This window comes from Alkalihalobacterium sp. APHAB7, from assembly GCF_048323755.1.
In the GTDB taxonomy this organism is placed as follows: Bacteria; Bacillota; Bacilli; order Bacillales; family Bacillaceae_F; genus Alkalihalobacterium.
The window spans coordinates 67,891-88,685 of sequence record NZ_JBLWFS010000018.1 but is presented as its reverse complement, the minus strand read 5'-3'; the positions used below and the strand labels follow the sequence as shown (position 1 = coordinate 88,685).

Annotated in this window: 19 protein-coding genes; 15 read left to right on the top strand and 4 right to left on the bottom strand. The window is 37.0% G+C overall.

The features are described from left to right. Window positions 1-130: 130 nt before the first annotated feature. Window positions 131-766 carry a TVP38/TMEM64 family protein gene (locus ACNSTQ_RS16315; protein WP_418200877.1) on the bottom strand — a complete coding sequence of 212 codons (636 nt, stop codon included), beginning with the start codon at window positions 764-766 and terminating at the stop codon, window positions 131-133. Window positions 767-975: 209 nt separating this feature from the next. Between ACNSTQ_RS16315 and ACNSTQ_RS16310 the strand changes: the two genes are divergently transcribed. From ACNSTQ_RS16310 to ACNSTQ_RS16265, 10 genes are all read left to right on the top strand, one after another. Next, entirely contained in the window at window positions 976-1,548 is a 573-nt protein-coding gene (locus ACNSTQ_RS16310) for a copper resistance CopC family protein (protein WP_418200876.1), read from the top strand. Window positions 1,549-1,567: 19 nt separating this feature from the next. After that, window positions 1,568-3,196, top strand: a complete 1,629-nt coding sequence (locus ACNSTQ_RS16305) for a copper resistance D family protein (RefSeq protein WP_418200875.1) — start codon at window positions 1,568-1,570, stop codon at window positions 3,194-3,196. A 577-nt stretch (window positions 3,197-3,773) separates the two neighbouring features. Continuing rightward, window positions 3,774-4,715, top strand: coding sequence for a DMT family transporter (locus ACNSTQ_RS16300; protein WP_418200874.1), 942 nt, complete (start codon window positions 3,774-3,776; stop codon window positions 4,713-4,715). Window positions 4,716-4,748: 33 nt separating this feature from the next. Beyond that, the gene (locus tag ACNSTQ_RS16295) at window positions 4,749-7,106 is read left to right on the top strand and encodes an AAA family ATPase (protein ID WP_418200873.1); all 2,358 of its coding nucleotides are present in this window, start codon (window positions 4,749-4,751) and stop codon (window positions 7,104-7,106) included. Between the two features lie 57 nt (window positions 7,107-7,163). Then, on the top strand, window positions 7,164-7,589 hold the full coding sequence (locus ACNSTQ_RS16290) for an acyl-CoA thioesterase (protein ID WP_418200872.1): 426 nt from the start codon (window positions 7,164-7,166) through the stop codon (window positions 7,587-7,589). A gap of 71 nt (window positions 7,590-7,660) precedes the next feature. Beyond that, entirely contained in the window at window positions 7,661-7,888 is a 228-nt protein-coding gene (gene tlp, locus ACNSTQ_RS16285) for a small acid-soluble spore protein Tlp (RefSeq protein ID WP_418200871.1), read from the top strand. 201 nt (window positions 7,889-8,089) lie between these two features. Then, a complete protein-coding gene (gene nadE, locus ACNSTQ_RS16280; RefSeq protein ID WP_418200882.1) occupies window positions 8,090-8,914 on the top strand; it encodes an ammonia-dependent NAD(+) synthetase in 825 nt (274 codons plus the stop codon). 297 nt (window positions 8,915-9,211) lie between these two features. Continuing rightward, window positions 9,212-9,733: a DUF4352 domain-containing protein gene (locus ACNSTQ_RS16275; RefSeq protein WP_418200870.1), complete on the top strand. Its 522-nt coding sequence runs from the start codon at window positions 9,212-9,214 to the stop codon at window positions 9,731-9,733. A gap of 4 nt (window positions 9,734-9,737) precedes the next feature. Beyond that, window positions 9,738-10,607, top strand: a complete 870-nt coding sequence (locus tag ACNSTQ_RS16270; RefSeq protein WP_418200869.1) for a PHP domain-containing protein — start codon at window positions 9,738-9,740, stop codon at window positions 10,605-10,607. A 69-nt stretch (window positions 10,608-10,676) separates the two neighbouring features. After that, window positions 10,677-11,660 carry an HD-GYP domain-containing protein gene (locus ACNSTQ_RS16265; protein WP_418200868.1) on the top strand — a complete coding sequence of 328 codons (984 nt, stop codon included), beginning with the start codon at window positions 10,677-10,679 and terminating at the stop codon, window positions 11,658-11,660. 10 nt (window positions 11,661-11,670) lie between these two features. Here the strand turns inward: ACNSTQ_RS16265 and ACNSTQ_RS16260 are convergent, their stop codons facing one another. After that, complete coding sequence (locus tag ACNSTQ_RS16260) at window positions 11,671-12,342, bottom strand: reverse transcriptase-like protein (RefSeq protein ID WP_418200867.1); 672 nt, start codon at window positions 12,340-12,342, stop codon at window positions 11,671-11,673. 482 nt (window positions 12,343-12,824) lie between these two features. On the opposite strand from ACNSTQ_RS16260, the gene metA reads away from it, so the two are divergent. Further along, a complete protein-coding gene (gene metA, locus ACNSTQ_RS16255; RefSeq protein ID WP_418200866.1) occupies window positions 12,825-13,739 on the top strand; it encodes a homoserine O-acetyltransferase MetA in 915 nt (304 codons plus the stop codon). Window positions 13,740-13,764: 25 nt separating this feature from the next. Here metA and ACNSTQ_RS16250 read toward each other — a convergent pair whose 3' ends face one another. Then, a complete protein-coding gene (locus ACNSTQ_RS16250) occupies window positions 13,765-15,303 on the bottom strand; it encodes an HD domain-containing phosphohydrolase (protein ID WP_418200865.1) in 1,539 nt (512 codons plus the stop codon). 189 nt (window positions 15,304-15,492) lie between these two features. On the opposite strand from ACNSTQ_RS16250, the gene ACNSTQ_RS16245 reads away from it, so the two are divergent. Beyond that, window positions 15,493-16,590, top strand: a complete 1,098-nt coding sequence (locus ACNSTQ_RS16245) for a hypothetical protein (protein WP_418200864.1) — start codon at window positions 15,493-15,495, stop codon at window positions 16,588-16,590. Between the two features lie 177 nt (window positions 16,591-16,767). Here ACNSTQ_RS16245 and ACNSTQ_RS16240 read toward each other — a convergent pair whose 3' ends face one another. Continuing rightward, the gene (locus ACNSTQ_RS16240; protein ID WP_418200863.1) at window positions 16,768-16,968 is read right to left on the bottom strand and encodes a hypothetical protein; all 201 of its coding nucleotides are present in this window, start codon (window positions 16,966-16,968) and stop codon (window positions 16,768-16,770) included. Between the two features lie 94 nt (window positions 16,969-17,062). Between ACNSTQ_RS16240 and ACNSTQ_RS16235 the strand changes: the two genes are divergently transcribed. The 3 genes from ACNSTQ_RS16235 to ACNSTQ_RS16225 all read left to right on the top strand — a co-directional run bounded on the left by ACNSTQ_RS16235 (window position 17,063) and on the right by ACNSTQ_RS16225 (window position 20,715). Next, window positions 17,063-17,929: an alpha/beta fold hydrolase gene (locus ACNSTQ_RS16235; RefSeq protein ID WP_418200862.1), complete on the top strand. Its 867-nt coding sequence runs from the start codon at window positions 17,063-17,065 to the stop codon at window positions 17,927-17,929. A gap of 52 nt (window positions 17,930-17,981) precedes the next feature. Then, on the top strand, window positions 17,982-19,199 hold the full coding sequence (locus tag ACNSTQ_RS16230; protein WP_418200861.1) for an EAL-associated domain-containing protein: 1,218 nt from the start codon (window positions 17,982-17,984) through the stop codon (window positions 19,197-19,199). A 337-nt stretch (window positions 19,200-19,536) separates the two neighbouring features. Further along, entirely contained in the window at window positions 19,537-20,715 is a 1,179-nt protein-coding gene (locus tag ACNSTQ_RS16225; protein ID WP_418200860.1) for an MFS transporter, read from the top strand. Window positions 20,716-20,795 lie beyond the last annotated feature (80 nt).

The following is a 20,795-nucleotide window of genomic DNA, read 5'->3' as shown; positions in this document are numbered from 1 at the left end:
AGATGGTATCCTTATTTGAATTCAAAAACCAGTTAAATCTAAAAAAAATAAAGAGTGGCACTCACCCCATCTCATTAGGGTGAGTGCCACTCTATTTTTTATTTACTGGGTTTTGTCCCAGCCTCTTTTTTTATGACTCATTGAGATGTAAGACACGTTTTTTCCAAAGTTTGTAGCTGACGAAAACAATTCCTACAAATACTAGATAAAAGAAGAAGATAAGAACCAGGTCCCGCGGGTTGGTTACTAGTGTATTTCCAACGATGGCAAATAACATCATGGATGGCATCTTTCCTAGGGAGGATGCAACGGCATAGTTAATAAATGAAACCCTGCTCAAAGCGGCATAGACGTTTACGATGATTGAAGGAATAAATGGTATAAGTCGACTTAAAAATAAGGCAAAAAATGCATTTCGCTCAAACAAAACGGTAACTTTTTCTAAAGGCTTGTAGTTACGCAAGATGGCGTTACCCCAATCCTGAAAACTAAAACGAACGACCAAAAACATAATAATAGAAGCTGCAGATGAGCCTACCCAAATGACAAAGGCTCCTAAAGCTGGGCCGAAAGCGGCACCCACGATTCCGCCAATAATAGGGTATGGGATAATGGGAAATAAAGATAATAAAGTAGCAACAATCATCGTTAATAATAGATAATTTCTAGCATACGTATTTAGCCAGCCGATTAATTGATCTCCATAAATGTATAGTAAATACCCAATGATAATATAAAGAGTAACTGCCCCAATTTTTTTAAACATTAAACTCTCCTCGTTGCTAGTATAGTGTGGTTTAGGTAAAGAGCGTTGATCATGCTCTAATAGTAACTTAACCAATTATAACGAGACAGGTGTTTTATTTAAAGAAAATAGCTGAAAAAACTTTTTACTTTTCACAATTAGTTCACATTGTTAATATATAATGTATAATACATAGGTGAATACTTGGTTTTATAGGAGTGAAAGTAGTAATGAAAAAATTTGTTGGTTTATTAATTGTTTTTTGCTTATTAATGCCTTTACAAGTGTTGGGGCATTCATATGTCGGTTCATCGACACCTAGTGAGGGAGAGGTAGTGAATGAACCACTAAAAGAAATTTTATTACAGTTTGATGCGGGCATTGAAGAACATACGTCGATCGAACTTGTTGATGAGGACGGAGTAAACGTTCCAATTCGTGATCAGTATGTTGAAGAACGAGCTTTAGTGGTGTTACTTGATGAGTTGGTTTACAGTGGTGATTATACAATACATTGGACGGCGTTAGGAAGTGATGGACACACAACTGAAGGTACGATTTCATTTACAGTTGATGCGCCTCAGCCAGAAGTCGTGAACGAAGAGGTTCCTGAAGCAAATGATGAAGATGTTCCACAGATTAATGAAGAAGTTACAGAAGAAGAAATAATTGACGAAGAACTAGTTGAGAGTGAAGAAATCATAGAAGAAGACACTGAAGAAGCGACAAATATTATTTTATTTATCCTAATTGGTTTGGTTGTAGTGATCGGAGCTGTAGTTCTTATACGTCGCCGTAAATAAGTGGAAGGGGGGATTATAAATGGTTGAAGTGAGTCAGGCTTTAATGTATGTTTTATTTTCATTTTTGCTAGGTATAGCTTTACTATTAGTTATACCGAGTCAATGGAGACCTTCGTTTTTTGTGAAAAGCCGTTTCGTTTATGGAAGCATTGGTTTAATCCCCTTGTTAAGTATCGTACCGGTAGTATCAGTATCGTATTTTATTCACATACAGTATGAAGCGCCATTCTTGTCAACCTTCACACAAGTTGTGCTTGGCTATAAAATCGGGCAAGCATGGATGGTTACAATGATTTTGGCTATACTCGTAAGTGTTAGCTATTTTATCGTTGAGCAGACGCGAACCGTAATGTCAAAAAGCCTGTTTTTTATACTCGTTCTTGCGTATACAGTTTCATCGAGTTGGGCTAGTCATGCCGCTTCTTTAGATGAGGCTGGCGGCTTTTTGTATAATGGCATGCACTTTATTGCGGCAACGATTTGGATGGGTACAATTCTCATTGTTAGTTGGTTTGCCAATGATGATAATTTACACAAATGGTCCTCGTTTATTCGTTGGTTTTCTCCTGTCGCACTAGGTGCGGTAAGTATGTTAATTTTATCGGGATTATTATTAATGACAATTATTGTTCCAGAATATGTGAACTCTTGGGTGCTTTCTTATGGGCAGTTATTGCTTTTAAAGCATATCTTAATTATTCCAATCGTAGTGTATGGGGTAGTCCATGGCTTTTTATTAAGAGTAAGGCTACAAAAAGTTGGTATCTCGCGCTTTAAGCGAACTTTAAAAGCAGAAAGTATTGTCGGTCTAATGATTTTTGTAATTACAGCTATTATGACTGAAAGAGTCCCGCCGCATGAAGTCGCCAGAACGCTTCAGTCGACTGACCCTTCCTTGTTATATCAGTGGATGGTTGGTGATCATGTCGGTTCATTGGTCCCGCTTTCTTTCTCGTTTAATTGGTTGTCAACAAGCCTTTTAGTCGGTGCTGGAGCACTGCTTTTTCTGTTAATAGTTGAAATTATGAAAGGTAAGGGAGTAATTAGGATTACGGTTGTGTCTACTTCTTTTGTGATAGTGACATTAATAGGACTTTTACTTAGCACGCAGCCATCAAGCCAAGGTTGGATTGGGGAAGAGGCGTTTGTTAATCCGTTAGAAGCCATTCAATCAAGTCAAGATGGCGAGATCGAAGTATTGGTTGAACGTAAACTTCTTGATGGTTTTGTCGCGGTTGTTTATCATATTGACTACGATCGATTGGCAGCAGACCTTTTATATCAAGAGGGCGAAGATTATTATAAAGTTAATGATAGTAACTTAATGATCGGTGGTATTCCAATTAGTGAAATGGATCATAAAATTCGTACGTTTATTGTGCGAAATGGTCCATGGCTTCAAGACGATCAGCCATACACGTATGTGACAATTGGGCATATTCGTGAGCCGCTAGGTGTAGACCGAGTGACCATTTATTTTGAAGGGGACACAAGTGAAACACGAGTAGAAAACAATACGTTTATCAACGTAATTAGTGCTGATACAGAATGGGATCCGAATCATCCGATTGAATTTTTAGATGAAAATGAGGAAGTAATTGGCGGATACATGAGAGGCTTTCTTGAAGAAGGGGTCTATTGCCATTAGGAACGGTGTTGGGGGAACGATAATAGTTCCCTCTTTTTTAGTTTTTCATATAAAGGGGAAACACACCGTATCTTGTATTAATTTTTTTATAAGGAAGAATTATAAAATTCGAAGATGTCCAGCTCCAGACGCCATCGGCTCGAGGTCGCTTCGGTCCATCAAAAGTGTCTAAAGAGCAAGCCACTTATTGCTGGCCCTCCAGCGCTTGTCGCCGATAAGCAGGCGTCTTCCGCTTTTCGAAGATGTCTAGCTCCAGGCGCCATCGGCTCGAGGTCGCTTCGGTCCATCAAAAGTGTCTAAAGAGCAAGCCACTTATTGCTGGCCCTCCAGCGCTTGTCTCCGATAAGCAGGCGTCTTCCGCTTTTCGAAGATGTCTAGCTCCAGGCGCCATCGGCTCGAGGTCGCTTCGGTCCATCAAAAGTGTCTAAAGAGCAAGCCACTTATTGCTGGTCCTCCATCGCTTGTCGCCGATAGGCAGGCGCCTTCCGCTTTTCTTTAAATCCGACAACTTCACATATTTCGTTTTCCGAAAAAGGTGTTACAATAAAGAAAATAATCGTGAAATTGAGGGAATACAATGGAAAAACAAAAAACACCTATTATAACGTACATTATGTTAGCGGTGGCAACGAGTATTTGGGGGAGTGCATTTATTGCTGGAAAGGTAGCGGTAGAGAGCTTTGAACCTGCTACGGTTGCCTTTTTTCGTTTCTTAGGAGCGACAATATTATTGTTTCCAATTATGTGGGTGATGGAGAAGAATCGTCCGAAGCCTACAAAAAAAGACTGGGGAATGTTTGCGTTATTAGGCTTAACCGGTATAGCGATCTATAATATTTGTTTCTTTTTAGCTAGTAAGCATGCACCTGTTATTAAAAGTTCACTTTTTATTGCATCAAACCCGGTATTGATTGTGTTATTATCAGGATTATTTTTAAAAGAAACAATTACAAAGCGTCACATTATAGGAATGAGTGTGGCATTGTTCGGTGTTGCCATTATTATTTCAAATGGTCATCTCTTAGGTTTAGTAAAACTAGGTTTTGAGCCAATTGATTTTATTTTATTAGGAGCCGTTATAAGCTGGGCACTCTATAGTGTATTAGGAAAAGTTGTCCTTGGAAAATTTAGTGCCATTGTATCAACGACGTACGCTGTATTTTTCGGAACCCTCTTTTTATTACCATTCGCACTATATGAACTAACATGGGACCAAGTGCAAAGCGCTTCAATTGGGGTTTGGGCTTCTCTTCTTCATATGAGTATATTTGTTACAGTCATTAGTTTTATTATGTACTACCAAGGTATACAAAAAGTCGGTGCTGCTAAGGCATCTATCTTTATCAATGTTATGCCTGTTTCAGCTGTTATTATGGCGACGTTGTTTCTAGGTGAAACTTTTACAATAGCCCATGGAGTTGGAGCTGCTTTCGTTCTGTCAGGGGTTTATATAGGAACCTATGTAAAAGCAAAGAAACAAAAAGAGGATATTCAGGAAAAACAGGTGATGGTAAAATAAAGAAATAAGTTGGACATAGAGGTGAACATCTTGATGAACGAACTAAGAGTATCAATCGACGAAATTCAAAAGGACGTCCGAGTATGGCTCGAGGCACCTGAAGAATTTGTACAAGAAGCTTTAGCCCTGCGCTATCTTACTATTTTAGAGGATCGAACGGAACCTGCATCTCATAGACTTCGTGCTGCTGTTTTAAGCTTATTGGCACTAAAAAGAAGTGAACGGTATAGTCTAGATGACCCGCTACTAAAAAAGTGGCTAGACGAAGCATTGACTATGGAACCGAACCAACCATTAGCTAATCAAATGTATACAGACCGGTTAATCTCACAATTAGAAATAGATATTATCCCAGAAAAATTACCGCAAATTCGGGAAACAGACCATGGGGCTTCCAAGAAAAAAATCGCTCAAGATTATTTCCAGATTGCAAACCAATTCTTTTCGAAAGCTTCGGAAGTTCATTCTATTCTTAATCAAGCCAAACAGTCAGCTGAAATAAATCAAAACAATAAACAAATTGAAAAAGTAAATCAACTTGAAAAGATCATTTCAGATTTACATGAGCCGATGTTAGCTATTGCAAAAGCGACTGAAGCTTATCAGGAGTCTGCAACAGGTATTTTTTATTCTGCGTCACAGTTAAAGGAAATTAGAGCGTCGATAAAAGCGATAGAGGAGTCCAAAAAAGCTTGGCAAGAAGCAATTCAAAAAGACAATGCAAAGATGATTTCAACAGACCAATACCCGCAATCGTTAAAAACGTTAAATCAAATGATCGGTTTAAAAGACGTGAAGGAACGTGTTACAGGACTGTATCATTTTCTTCAATATCAACGCCGCCGGAAAGAAGAGGGGTTTCGCATTCAAGATGACTTAAGTTTAAATATGATCATTACAGGGAATCCCGGAACCGGCAAAACGATGTTAGCTCGACTTCTTGCAAAAATTTATTATGAACTTGGGGTCTTGCCGCGAGAAGAAGTGCTTGAGGTCGATCGTTCTCAGCTTGTTGGTGGGTTTGTAGGACAAACGGAAGAGAATACAATAAACATGATTGAAAAAGCACTCGGTGGCATTCTGTTTATTGATGAAGCTTATAGTTTAAAACGTGAAGGTGCCGGAAGCAATGACTATGGTCAAGCTGTGATTGACACGTTAGTTTCAGCGATGTCGAGCAGCGAATATGCAGGGAAATTTGCCGTTATATTAGCAGGATATCCAGAAGAAATGCGACAATTTTTATGGGCGAATCCAGGTCTTAGAAGTCGATTCCCGGAGCCGAATCACATTCATTTACCCGACTATTCTATTGATGAGTTGTTATTAATTGGTGAAAGAATGGCACTAGATAATGATTTTGTCATCTCAATGGAAGGGTTGAGAGAGTTAAGAAAGCGGATCGAAACAGAACAAGTAGATGAAACATTCGGTAACGCACGAACAGTGAAAAATATCGTACTTGATGCCATTTTTAAAAAAGGATCGCAGGTCGATACGGCGAAGTCATTAACAATTGACCAACTTACGGTGCTTGACGGAAAAGATGTTAAAGCCGACCAACGTACTGTTGAAGAAAACGAAGAGAGTGCATTGGAACAACTGTCTCGCTTAATTGGATTAGATGAAGTAAAGCGGGAAGTACAAGCCCTCAGTTCATTAGTGCGTGTTCAACAATTAAGAGCAGAAAAGAACATGCGTGTCATACCGGTTCAGCTTCATTCTATATTTACAGGTAACCCAGGAACGGGTAAAACGACAGTGGCTAAACTATTCTCAAAATTATTAAAGGAAATGGGTTTATTAAAACGTGGCCATGTCATCGTCGCTGGTCGAACAGATCTTGTGGCTGGCTATATGGGACAAACCGCAATTAAAACGAAGAAAAAAATTCGAGAAGCCTTGGGCGGTGTCCTCTTTATTGATGAAGCTTATTCATTAGCTGCTGGCGGAGAAAAAGACTTTGGTCGAGAAGCTATTGATACATTAGTTGAAGAAATGACGAGACATAATGAAAATTTAGTCGTGATCTTAGCCGGCTATCCGAATGAAATGAAGCGTTTGATTGCGCAAAATCCAGGATTAGAGTCGAGATTTAAAAAGTATATTCATTTTGATGATTATTCAAAAGAAGAAATCCTACGCATGGTAACGATGTATGCATTAGAATATGGTTATCAACTAGATGAAGCAGCCATTAATCATGTCGAAAAAGAAATTCAAAAAATTACAATAACAAGTAATGGTCGTTATGCTGTGAACTTAGTTGAATTAGCCATCCGTGAACAAGCGCAACGAATTTGTCAATTAAAAGAAAATGAAATTCAACCAGAGGACCTGATGATATTAACGAAAGACGATTTTGTTATTCAACACACGAAGGATAATTAAAAAATCTGGGTATTAAGGGCGAATAAAATCTTTAACCTCTAAAAAGGAGTTTCGAAAATGAAAAAATCAGTTACTGAAATTGAAGTTCGTTATAAAGAAACGGACCAAATGGGAGTTGTTCATCATTCTAATTACGTCGTATGGTGTGAGGTAGGTCGAACTCATTTAATAAAAGAACTAGGTTTTAATTATGCCGAAATGGAAAGCGACGGAATACTGTCTCCTGTTACTGCGATTAATTTAGGCTATAAATATCCAGCTAGATATGGGGATACCGTGACAATTGAAACGTGGATAGAACGCTATGATGGAATCAGAGTCGTTTATGGATATAACATTGTAAATGGGGATGGGGTTCAATGTGTAACGGGGACGAGTGAACATGTTTGTGTTAAGAAAGAATCCTTTCGCCCTATTTCCATCAGAAAACATTTACCGGATTGGCATGCAGTTTATGAGCGTGAAAAAAAGGAAGTGGAGTAAATTTCTAAGCAGAATATAAAGGAACCTCCAGCAGCAAAATAGATTTGAACAAATCTTAAGGAGGCATTTCCGTGGCTAAACCAGATAACCGTAAAAACAATGTAGAACGATTGCAACAAATGCGAGAAAATACACTCCAAAACATCGAAGCAGCTGAAGAGACTTTAGCGCAAAGTGATATGGATGGGGCTGAAAGACAAGCCATTGAGCAAAAAAATGACCGTCGTCGTGAAAGTATTCATGCTTTTGAAGCAGAAATTAAAGATGAACAAGAAGACCGTGAGCGCGGCAATTATTAGTTCAATGGAGAAGCAGGTATTGTGAAAAGGCAATATCTGCTTTTTCATGTTAAAATTAAAATGAAAAATTTTCTAACAAAAGAGCTGACAAAGATTAAAATATCATGTATATGTAGGGTGGAGAACTCGTTTGTCATAACTGAAAACGGGTAAATTAATAGTAGGTTGGAAATGTAATTGGGGGTAATAGAATTGGAAAAAATGCAACAGCAAATTAGGCAAGCTTTACAGGTGCAACCTGAAATCGATCCAAGTGTAGAGATTAGACGAAGAATCGATTTTCTTAAAAGGTACTTACTACATACTCAAGCAAAAGGGTATGTACTTGGTATTTCAGGCGGGCAGGATTCAACGTTAACAGGGAAACTCGTTCAGATGGCAATTGATGAATTAAACAATGAAACTGAATTTGGCCAATATATGTTCATAGCCGTACGACTTCCTTATGCGGTCCAATTAGACGAACAGGATGCACAGGATGCACTTGATTTTATTCAACCTTCACAAAGAGAGACAGTAAATATAAAACCAGCAGTTGATGCAGCTTATTTATCATTCACAGAAGCAACTGGTCAAACGTTATCAGATTTTAATAAAGGAAATACAAAGGCAAGGGAACGAATGAAAGTTCAATATGACCTTGGAGCACATTATCAATGTTTAGTCGTAGGGACAGATCATGCAGCTGAAGCAGTTACTGGGTTTTATACGAAGCATGGGGATGGTGCCTGTGACATTGCCCCATTGTTTGGATTAACAAAACGTCAAGGAAAAGCGTTGTTAAAAGAATTAGGGTGTCCATCTCGTTTATATGAAAAAGCACCAACTGCAGATTTAGAGGAAAATCGACCAGCATTACCAGACGAAGTAGCACTCGGTATGACTTATGAACAGTTAGATGATTATTTAGAAGGAAAAGAAGTACCATCCGACATTAAAGAAAAAATCGAAAAACGTTATATGATGACTGAACATAAACGGAATTTACCAGTAACCTTGTTCGATAACTGGTGGGAAAATAAATAGATAGCTGATCGCATTGACCACCTGTTAAGGAACTATTTACTTCTTAACCGGTGTTTTTTTCACATGAGCTTGGTTCTTCACGCTTTAGCGTGAAGCTTTTGAATATAAATCAGCCAGATGGATAAATGAATTTTTCCATTAGGGCTGATTTATATTCAAAAAACGGTTCAATAGCAACAAAGTTTAAGAAAACAGCCTTTCACATAAATGTCTTAAAACATATGCATGAAAGAAGCTTCCTTAACATAATATTTCAATGGTTATAGATAAAACCAATTGTATAAAAGGGAGTTAATCATGATTAAACAGAAATATATTTTATTATTAGCACTAAGTTCGATATTATTTGGTGTTGTCGGTTTTTGGGCAGGGACAAACTATGCTGGGTCTACAATAGTAAATTTTGAATCAATTGAAACAATAAGTGACCGGTTAGAAATTGGGGATTATGTGGAAATCAATGGAATAGGGTTTCGATTAAATGAAGTAAAACTTGAACCATCTGATGAGGAATATGGATATATTATTACTGATGTGAGCATTACCAATAAAAAAGAACAAATTCATGAATTTACCATACATAAACTGACGATAGTCGATGATGAAGGTTTTGCCTATAAGCATGACCATCACTATGAAACAAAGGGAATTTTAGGTGGTCAGATTGCCCCAGGTCGCACTGTTCGTGGTGAAGTAGCTTTTTTGGTACCGTTAAATGAAAACTATGAATTTATCTATACCGATCATTTGCGAACAGGACAAGTGATCTGGTATGTTGATTATAATAGGATAACACTGTTGAACATCGAAAAGGACTGATTGGATGAAAAAAAATCATAATAATACGGATTTACATATGCATTCAACCGCATCGGATGGTGGCTATCGACCAGAAGTGCTTTTACAAAAATGCAAAGAAGTAGGTCTTGAATACATTGCGTTAACAGATCACGATACAACTTCAGGAGTGAAAGAAGCCATTGAAACCGGCCGAAAGTTAGGGATAACTGTTATTCCAGGAATAGAATTTTCAACAAAATATAATGGGAAAAGCGTTCATATTCTTGGTTATGGTCTAGACTACAATAATGAGGAATTATGTGAGATGTTAAAGGGCCAACAAGAGATGAGAAGGAAAAGGCTTGATGTCATTTTAGTGAAATTAAAAGATGTTGGTCTTGATGTAACAGCTGAAGATGTTCTGGAGTTTGTGGATGGGGGAAGTATTGGAAGACCACACGTAGCAAAGGCATTAATTAAGAGAGGATACGTGAACGACGTTGCGGAAGCCTTTGAAAAATATTTAGCAGAAGGACGCCCCTGCTATGTACCAAAAGAAAAAGAGATGGCACCCGAAGAAGCCTTGAATTGGATTAAACGAATGAATGGAGTTTCAATCATTGCTCACCCCGTGTACTATGATTTGGATGATTGGATTGAAACACTTGTTGTGGACTATGGTTTAGATGGAGTCGAAGTATATCACCGAGATCATACCACAGAAGATCGTAAACATTATGAGCAACTTGTTCAACAGATTGAGGAAAAGCATAATATATCACTGCTAAAAACCGGGGGTTCTGACTTTCATCATGAAGATTATGGTAGAGTTCCAGAACCACTAGGGATAACAAGGCTTGATAATTATTTTGCAGAACAATTAGTAACAAAAATTCACAAAAAGAGCAGATAAGGCCCCTTTATATTAAGAAAATTATGTTAAAATAAAAGTATTACATAATTGTAAAGAGAGTGAAGGGTATTGCGTCTTATACAGATAGAAGAATACAATCATAAAACAATGGAACTTGCCAAGCCGATCTATGATGTTAAGGGGAGAGTTTTACTCGGGGCCGGTCATCGAATTCATCCAAAATACTTAGAAAAACTACAAAGCTTAAAGATTAGGTATTTGGTTATAGAAGATGCGGTTTCAACTGGAATTACATTGGATGAAATGGTAGATATGCCTACATGGATTGATGCAATCAGATCAGTACATTCTGCGTATAAAGCGGTTAAAGATAAAAAATTGCTGCCATTCCGAGATATTCAGAATACGGTAAAAAAGTTAATAACTGAAGTAAGAAGTCGTCGAGTAATCATGTTAGCTCCTTCTACTTCTGCAGCAGATGATGTACAAGAACAAGCACATTGTGTCAATGTAACGTTAATTGCACTGCAAATGGGGAAGTTTCTCCAATACAATGAACTGCAGCTTAAGGATCTGGCTTTTGGGTGTTTAGTTCATGATATTGGCAAAGCAATAACTGATGATTATGAGGAACATCCTATTAAAGGATTTAATTTAATTCGAAATGTGCGGGAAGTGAACCTAGCTTGTGCTCATATTGCCTACCAACACCATGAGTGTTTTCGTGGACAGGGTTTTCCTAGAAGGATTAGTGGAAATGAAATATTGGAGTTTGCCCAAGTGTGTGCGATTGCTAATGAGTACGAACATCTTATCTCTAAAGAGGGGATAAGTCCTTATACGGCAATTGAGATGCTTATGACGAAGTCGGATAAGGTCTACTCCCATCGAATTGTAGATGCATTGTTTAAAAGCGTTCCTTCATATTTACCAGGGATGAAAGTAGAGCTAAATACAGGTAATGAAGCCATTGTCACAAAGATCGAGACTCATCTTCACCGCCCTTATGTAAGATTTCTTGAAAGTGGGGAAGAATTCTCGCTAGAAGACAACCCTACAGTTATTATTACTCGAGAGCTGTCTCCTTTTTAATTAGAGTAAATTAGCTTTCTCCATCATTTAAATTAGAATGACTAGAAATAAATATTTCGTTTAGAGCTTGGGAAGCGAGTTGATCAGCTTCCCGATTTTCTTTTCTCGTTACCGATTGATAGTTTACTTTGAAGCCTAGTTGTTTTGTTTTTTTCTCTATCCGTTCTAACCAGCGCTCTAAATCTTCCTCGTAACAAGGCCATTCGTTTGTTAATTGATTAATGACGACTAATGAGTCACCTTTTATCGTGAGTTCTGTATGGTGCACTTCGAGTTCTTCTAGCTGTAACAGTACGTTCCATAGAGCAGCGTATTCAGCTTCATTGTTCGATTCTATTTCTTCTATCCGTTCATTTTTTCGGATACGAAATTTTTGTCCACCTTTTTCATAATAAATGACGATGCCTAGCCCGGCTGTTTTTGTTGACTTGTCATAACCTCCATCAAAATAGGCTCTAATTTGCTGTGGTTCTTCAGCTTCTTTTTCTAATAGTTTTTCTAATTCTTTTTTAGTCCATTCGGATTCCATTTGATCGAAAAATTGTAACTGTTTCACTCTTCCGGTTTTTTCAATATCCCTTGTCATATAGAGAATATCTTGAATACTCATAAAGTCGGTTGTAAGCAAATATGTTTTTTTACTTTTTGGAATTTGATAGTTCCATTCTAATCGGACTTTCATTCGATCCACCTCGATATTAATTAACTAGACTGTATTATGTAATAAGTAAGTTAGGCTCTTTTCTCAAAGGGTGTTGCTCCTTGCTTTTGGACCGTAGTCAAGCGGAAGTTTGGCTTTTCACTCAAGGGTTGAAAAATGGTCCAAAAGCAACAAAGTTTACTAAAATAGCCTTAGGCCCTACAATAAATGGTGCCTAAAATCTAGAGAAATAAGCACCCAACTTAAACCTAAACAAAATAACAATTGCGAATTATATAAATTCATGATAATTTAATAAATTAAAAGGGTAAAGTTTTTACATCATTTTTTTTAGTTTTTTATTAAGAAATCCATTAAGAAGTTTAATTCCCTGTTTTATCAGGATAAGCTTGACTACTTTGCGAATAACAGGTCCAATCATTATATAATTCCTCCTAATGTTTATTTATGTTTAGGATGGTTGTTTTACCTAAGATTTATCCTGTCAAAAAGGAGTTAGAAAAATGCCAATTAGAGTTCCAGATCATTTACCAGCAAAAGAAATTTTATCAAATGAAAATATCTTTGTCATGGATGAAAGCAGGGCGTATAAGCAAGATATTCGTCCATTAAAAATTGTTATTTTAAATTTGATGCCGATTAAAGAAGTAACCGAAACTCAATTACTTCGTTTGTTAGGTAATACCCCTCTGCAAGTAGATGTAGTATTTATACATCCAGATACACATAAATCAAAAAATACGTCGGAAGAACACCTATCTTCTTTTTATAAAACATTTGAAGATATTAAAAATCAAAAGTTTGACGGTATGATTATTACAGGGGCCCCTATTGAGAAGTTAGTTTTTGAAGAGGTTAATTATTGGGATGAGTTAAAACAAATTATGGAATGGACGATCTCCAATGTGACTTCAACATTACATATTTGTTGGGGGGCACAAGCAGGGCTGTATTACCATTATGGGGTGCCAAAATATCCACTTAAGAAAAAGATGTTCGGTGTGTTTCCTCATAATGTAAAAAATGAATCCAACATTAAATTGCTAAGGGGCTTTGATGATGTCTTTCTAGCGCCTCATTCGCGCCATACTGAAGTGAAAAAGGAAGATATTGAAAAGGTACCCGATTTGGAAATACTTAGTGAGTCAACCGAAGCTGGCGTATATATCGTTGCTTCAAGAAATGGAAAGCAGATATTTGTGTCTGGACATTCTGAATATGACTGTACGACGTTGCAAGATGAATACGAAAGAGATGTAAATAAAGGACTCAGTATAGAAATGCCGATTAACTATTTTCCGAATGATGATGCGGAAGAAAAACCGTTATTGCGTTGGCGAGCTCATTCTAATTTATTATTTTCAAACTGGCTCAATTATTACGTATATCAAGAAACACCATATGATCTATCAAAATGATAAACAGGCTGGCTCAAAAATGGAGCTAGCCTGTTTTTATGGGGCTTTTTCTGTATTCTTCTTTGTTAATGGAATAATTTTGTTCTTCTAACCATTCCGCTATATGATCAACAAACTCTGACTCCCATTGTGTTCCTCGTCCACTTTTTAATATAGCAAGTGCTTTTTGCGGGGGCATTCCTTTTCGATATGGTCGATCTGAAGTCATAGCATCAAAGGCATCAGCAACAGCAATAATTCGTCCTAATATGGGAATTTCTTCTCCTATTAATTGATCCGGATAACCTTTTCCATCAACCCGCTCATGATGAGAACGAACTCCAGGTAAAAATGGTTTCATCATTTCAGATGGTTGAACCTGCTTTAAGATTTCCTCCCCTAAAACAGAATGTTGCTGGATGATCCGAAATTCATCCTCTGTTAACTTACCAGCCTTTAATAATACACGATCAGGAATACCAATTTTACCGATATCATGAAGGAGTGCTGTCTTTTTTAGCAATAGAAGCTCTTTCTCAGAAAGGTTCGCCTTCTTCCCTATTTCAATTGAATAGTGAGCGACACGAAGGGAATGCCCTGCCGTGTAGTGATCTCGTGCATCAAGTGCGGCGGCTAAAGTTGCAAAAAAGCTTTCTAACAATTGTTCATTGAGCTTTTGGCGATCGTTTAACCCTCTGACCATATGGTTAAATCCATTAATTAAATTAGAGAACTCGTCTGAATAGGTATCGCTAGCCTTAATCGTAAAGTTCCCAGACTCTACTTGCTTCATATTATTACGCAAATGTTGGATGGGGCTCATAACTGTAGAAAACAACAACCATGCACCGTATAACGATAAGGCAATTCCTAAGGTCAATATAATGGCTGCCCAAAGCCAGTATTGTCCCATAAAAAAATTCGAGTGGTCTGAAAAACGAACAAAAGTAGCCAAGCTAAACAACATGAGAGGTAGGGCACCAATGAGAAGAGCGCTTAGCTGGAATTTCGTCCGGATGGAAACAAGGACTTGCCCTTCAAGTGACAATTCAATATCATGGAATATTTTACCTTTGTTTCGAAGCTCTTCTAGCACAGGAATAATGGCCGAAGAGGTTTGGAAGTATTCAAGCATCGCATGGATACTTGCGATTAAAACCGCAGCAGCACATCCATAGAAAATATATTCAAACGGAATTTCAAGGTATTGATTAGCTATTAAAAAGTGTGTAATTGCAATTGCTGGGATTGAGAGTCCTAATAAATGAGGACCTAAAATACGAATCCCTGTGAGTTTAGGAAATTTATGTGTTTGTATATAGGCTTTTTTAAGTTCTTCTAAAGAAGGAGCATCCTTTATTAAAGCAATACGAATTGGACGAATGTGTCGTTCAAAACTAATAAATTCACAAGCTAGCATTATAAGGAATGAAACAAAAACAACAAATAGAAGGTACGGAATGTCATCTCTAGTTAGAGCAATCGTGGTAAACATCAAAACCGTTCCTACACCGAAGACTGAGACGAGTGATCCAATAATATAATTTCTTAATAATAATTTTATAAACGTACGATATGTAGTCATCATTAAACAACCTTTTTATAGTGCGATTTTTGTCACCAATTAAATAATTTTGCATAGGTTTAAAATAGGTTAATGTCTATATTTTACTAATAAAACAACGCACTACACAATGTAAAATTTGGATAATGATAATCTCATGTTTGAAACGGTATTATCACCTTTCAAAAAATCTTAGGGTGGGGTTTATTTATGAAAATGGATCGAAGGTTTTATGTTAGTGGACATACGAGAGTCGGATATTTTTCTGTTTTACCTGAACTAGCTCAGCAGTTTGAATGTATGTTTATATTAAAAGGTCTCTCAATGAAACAAAGCCATGAGACACTTGAGAAGATTGGTCAGGCACTGAAGGAAAACAAGTATTCGGTTGAATATTTCCACAGCCCAAGTAACAACGATTATGTTGAAGGTTTACGAATTCAAGATTTGAAATTAGCTGTTGTATCCTATGATATGTTAAAGAATATCAACACGAACTTTGCAGAGCAAACAGTTATATCTATTAACTTTAACAAAGCCATGGATAACCAAAAGGCAGACCAATTCCTTAAACAAATCAAGCAGTTAGAGCATGAGCGCGACTACCAAATCCAACTTGCCTATGAACGGTTTTCGCAAGCTAAAGAACACCATGAAATGAAAGAGCAAATTTATTTGTCTGCAATGGACTTTAATAAAGCGAACGAAGTGACCGATAAACTGAAACGGGCTATTTTTCAATCTAGAAAAGGGAAAAAGAAAGTGGGTAGTAAAGAACAAATTTTCTTCGGTGCAGCTACACCAAAAGGGGCCGTTCATTTTATTGAAGAGCTAACAGCAGATATAAAAACGAGATATATAATAAAAGGTCGATCTGGAAGCGGTAAATCAACGTTAATGCGTAAGGTAGCGACAGAAGCCCTTCAACGCGGGATGGATGTAACATACTTCCTTTGTGGCTTCGATCCCTCAAGTGTCGATATGATCATTATTGAAGATTTAAAGATCGCTATTCTTGACGGAACTGCACCGCATGTAATTGATCCAAAAAGTGAACGGGATAAAGTCATTGATATGTTTGAATTTTGTATTGACCCCAGTATAGAAGAAACCGATATGCCAGCCATTAATCAATGCGAAAAAAATTATAAAGACTGCATGAAAGAAGGTACAGGACATTTAAGGAAAGCGAAAGAAGCACAAGATGTGATTGACGAATATTCTGATATCATTATCATAAAAGATAAATTATTTGCGCTACAAGAAGATACGATCCAGAAGATTATTGAACCACTGAAAGAAGAGTAGTACTTCTCAATAATTGTTGTCGTAAAGGTACAAAAATGTTAAAAGAGGCTGACTCATTTCATCATAATGGTTTTGCAAGTGAAAAATTTGAAAAATCGAAAACTATATTCAGTAATAGTTAATTGAGTCAGCCTTCCATTTTAATGTAATAATAAGAAGCCCCTAAGCTCTTCTCCTCTATAAGTTTCTTTTTTGAACTCCTATGCGGTCTTTTAATGGACCTGGATCGACATGGAGGTCACTGTGATCATCATCGCTCACATCTTCCATCGCAAAACCGTCTCCATAATCCTTCGTGTATTCTAAGTCAATTTTTGCTTCTAATCCATAGTCTTTTGTACGTGGTTCAACTGTAATTCGCTTATTGTTATTTTTCATTTTATCCCTCCTATACATCAGTTAGGTGTGTTATAGTTTGCTAAAATAAAGGCCATCCTATACGTAAAAAACACATTGGGAGAGGTGGTTCCTGATGACACAGCACTATCTTGAAAAGGTCGAAACGTTACTAGTGGATAATGTGAGAGTGCATTATGAATATTACTATCAGGAACAAAAAGTTGGGAAGCCAGTTATCGTACTAATTCATGGTTTTGTTTCATCGACTTATAGTTTTCGTCACCTCATCCCGTATTTAGCTAAACATTATTCTGTTCTAGCTATTGATTTACCTGGGTTCGGGAAAAGTGAGAAGTCAAATTCTTTTTTCTATTCTTTTCATAATTATGCACATCTTATTCTTTCGCTTATGACCATTTTAAAAATCGAAGAAGTAATAGCTACGGGTCACTCAATGGGTGGTCAAGTTGCTTTATATATGGCTAAAATAAAGCCTGAACGAGTCAAAAAAGTTGTCTTACTATCAAGCTCAGGTTATTTAAAGCGGGCGAAAAGGCAGTACCGTTATGCTTCATACATTCCGTTTGCTCCAAGACTTGTGAAGAGTTTTTTTATTAAAAGAGATTATAAAGATGCTTTATCCTATGTCGTTTATAATAAAGAAACCGTCAGTCAACAGGATGTTAGTGAATATACAAAAGCGTTTAAAGACGAACGTTTTTATCACTCGTTAATGCGGGTGCTACGTCATCGTGAAGGTGATTTAACAGCAGAGCAACTAAAGAGAATTCACCAACCTGTATTATTGCTATGGGGGAAACATGATCCAGTCATCCCGCTTTATATTGGAAAAAGGCTGCAGATGGACTTACCCAATGCGAATATCGTGATATTTGAAGAAACCGGTCATTTAGTACCTGAAGAACGTCCGAAAGAAGTAGCCGAGCAAATGGTCAAATTTATAGATAAAGATGAGTCGCATCCAAGTTCTAACCCTTAGGTGGTATGCTATAATATGGATGTCCTTGTTGTTGAAACTTGGAGGTGATTATTTGGATGCATTAGATGTCATTATGAATAAAGATAAAATTGTTCCATATTTCCAACCGATCGTAAGTGCAGATACGCAGTTAGTCATTGGTTATGAAGCATTAGCACGTATCCAAGTTGACGACGGTGTACAAAGCTTGGGCTGGTTCTTTAAAGATCAATCGATCCCAGAGGAGTATCGTCAAGAAGTTGATGAACATGTATGTCACCTTGCGATTGAAAAACTATTAGAACTTGACGTAGAGGCAAAGCTGTTTATCAATGTAGATATGAATGAAATTTTAGAAAATAATGGAGACCATCTAATAAAAAGTTTAAAATCCTACGAATCAAAAGGACTTTTACTATCAAATATCGTAATAGAATTTACCGAGCAAGATTTTAAAGGCAATATTTCGTCTTTAAAGCATCTCTTAACTTACATTCAAAGTTTTGGAATTCAAATCGCTATTGATGATGTCGGTAAAACAGGAAGTAACTTAGACCAAATCGCGTTGCTAAGACCGAATATCGTCAAAGTAGATTTGGAGTTTTTAGAAGGCGATGCTTTTCCACAACTCTATCGTGATGTCCTCTATTCTCTATCATTACTTACTAGAAAAATAGGGGCAACCTTAATGTTTGAAGGAATAGGAAGTTTTAATCAGCTGAACTATGCTTGGAGAAATGGCGGGCACTATTACCAAGGGTACTACCTATCTAGACCTAAACCAACTTTTCAAGAAATCGATTTTTGTAAAAGTTCACTAAAAAAAGAATTCCACCATTTTATCCACTATGAACGAAAAAAGATTGAGGCACAAATTTCATTAACAGAGAAGCTTTCACAGTTGATAAGAAACTCGGTCAAGAAAGTGAAGGCACTCGATAGCTATGACGAGGTTGTCTTGCAAATCGCCAAGGAATTGAGCGACATTTCGTTTCGTGTATACATATGTGACCATGATGGTTATCAACAATCTGGGAATGCTGTTAAAGATGAAGACGATAAATGGCACTTACTAGAAGGAAGCCGCTTTAAAAACTGGAGTTGGCGACCTTATTTTCTAGAAAATATCGTTCGGATGAACTACGAACGAAAAGGGATTTTATCTGATCTTTATACCGATATTGAAAAAGATGAAATGATTAGAACGTATTCATATCCGATTGATGATCATTTATTTTTATTTGTTGATATTCCCTACAGATACTTATTTGAGCAAGATGGATTAATGTAAATTTAACAATTGCCCCCAAACTGTGATCTGTTAAAGGATTTGGGGGCTTTTTTATTTTTGTGAAATATTAATTATTTTTAAAACTATAGTAAATTCGAGAAAAAACCTTTATCCTTTATAAGGTGAGTTTTCTCTGTTTCATTTTAGAGAATTACTTTAAAGTAGGCTGTTTTCGTAAACTTTGTTGCTTTTGGACCTTTTTTTTCAAAAGCTTCACGCATAGCGTGAAGAGCCAAGGATTCGCTTGGCTTCCAGTCCAAAAGCAAGGAGCCACAATCTTGGTGAAAAGAGCCTTAAAGTAAGATATTGCGTGTATATGAAAGGAGTGTAGAGGAATATGGTACCCAAACGATCTGTGTTTAAGCTCATGGCTTATTTGTTTTTTGCTTATTCAATCATGACTATCGTTATGAGTTATATGCCGGTTTACTTTAGGTATCAAGGAATGACTGCAAAAGAGCTCGGAATTCTTTTAGCAGTAGGTCCGCTCGCTTCTATTTTTGCTCAGCCGTTTTGGGGCTTTATGAGCGATAAATTTAAAACGATTAAACGAATTTTAATCATCGTTGTCGCCGGAACTTTCGTTGCGACGATCGGACTATTTCAGATGAATAACCTCGTTGGCTATACGATCATGATGTTTGTATTATTTTTGTTTTTAGCCCCTGTAACAGCTTTAGGTGACAGCCTTTCACAGAAAACGGCTCTTCAACATAAAGTTAGTTTCGGGCGAATTCGAATGTGGGGCTCTTTAGGTTTTGCGACAGCATCGTTACTTGCGGGTTATTATTTAACGTTCGTCGGCATCCAGTACATCATGTTTCCTATTTTAGTAATGGCTATTATTACGTTTATATTTGTATTATCAATAGACGATGTTAAAGCGACGAATAAACCTGTAACGATCTTAAATGCTGTTAAAATAGGAGCAAATCCACGTCTATTCACGTTTTTATTGATTATTACTTTTATTTCGATTACCCACCGTACGAATGATACGTACCTTGGAATATTCGTTACTGAATTAGGTGGAAAAGAGTCTTTAATCGGTTGGGCGTGGTTTATCGGAGTTGTGTCCGAAGCGATCGTTTTCTTTGCCGCAGCTTTTTGGTTCAGAAAGTTTAATCCGTTAACGTTCTTAATGATTTCTGCTGTTTTATACAGTGTGCGTTGGTTTCTTATGGGAGCTGCTACCATTCCTGAAACCTTGCTCATTTTACAAGCTTTACATGGACTCACATTCGGAATCTTTTATATTGCAGCTTTTCAAATTGTTTCCAAGTTAGTGCCTGAAGAGTTACAAGCAACTGGTCACGTCTTGTTTATTACAACGTTTTTCGGGATTTCAGGTATTATCGGTGCTTTCGTTGGCGGCTTAGTTATTCAAAGTACGAGTGTTGCCCAACTCTATAGCTATTTAGGCTATCTATCGGTTATTGGTTTCTTCGGTTTAATGATTTATAAATTACTAACGGAAAATCGTCTTGGCGAAACCGTTGAATATTCTAAAACGTAGAGGCTACTTGTAGAGTAGCCTCTATTAGACTTTTTTATAGGATATAAGTTAAAATTTTTGTAGTGAACCAATCTGGTGAT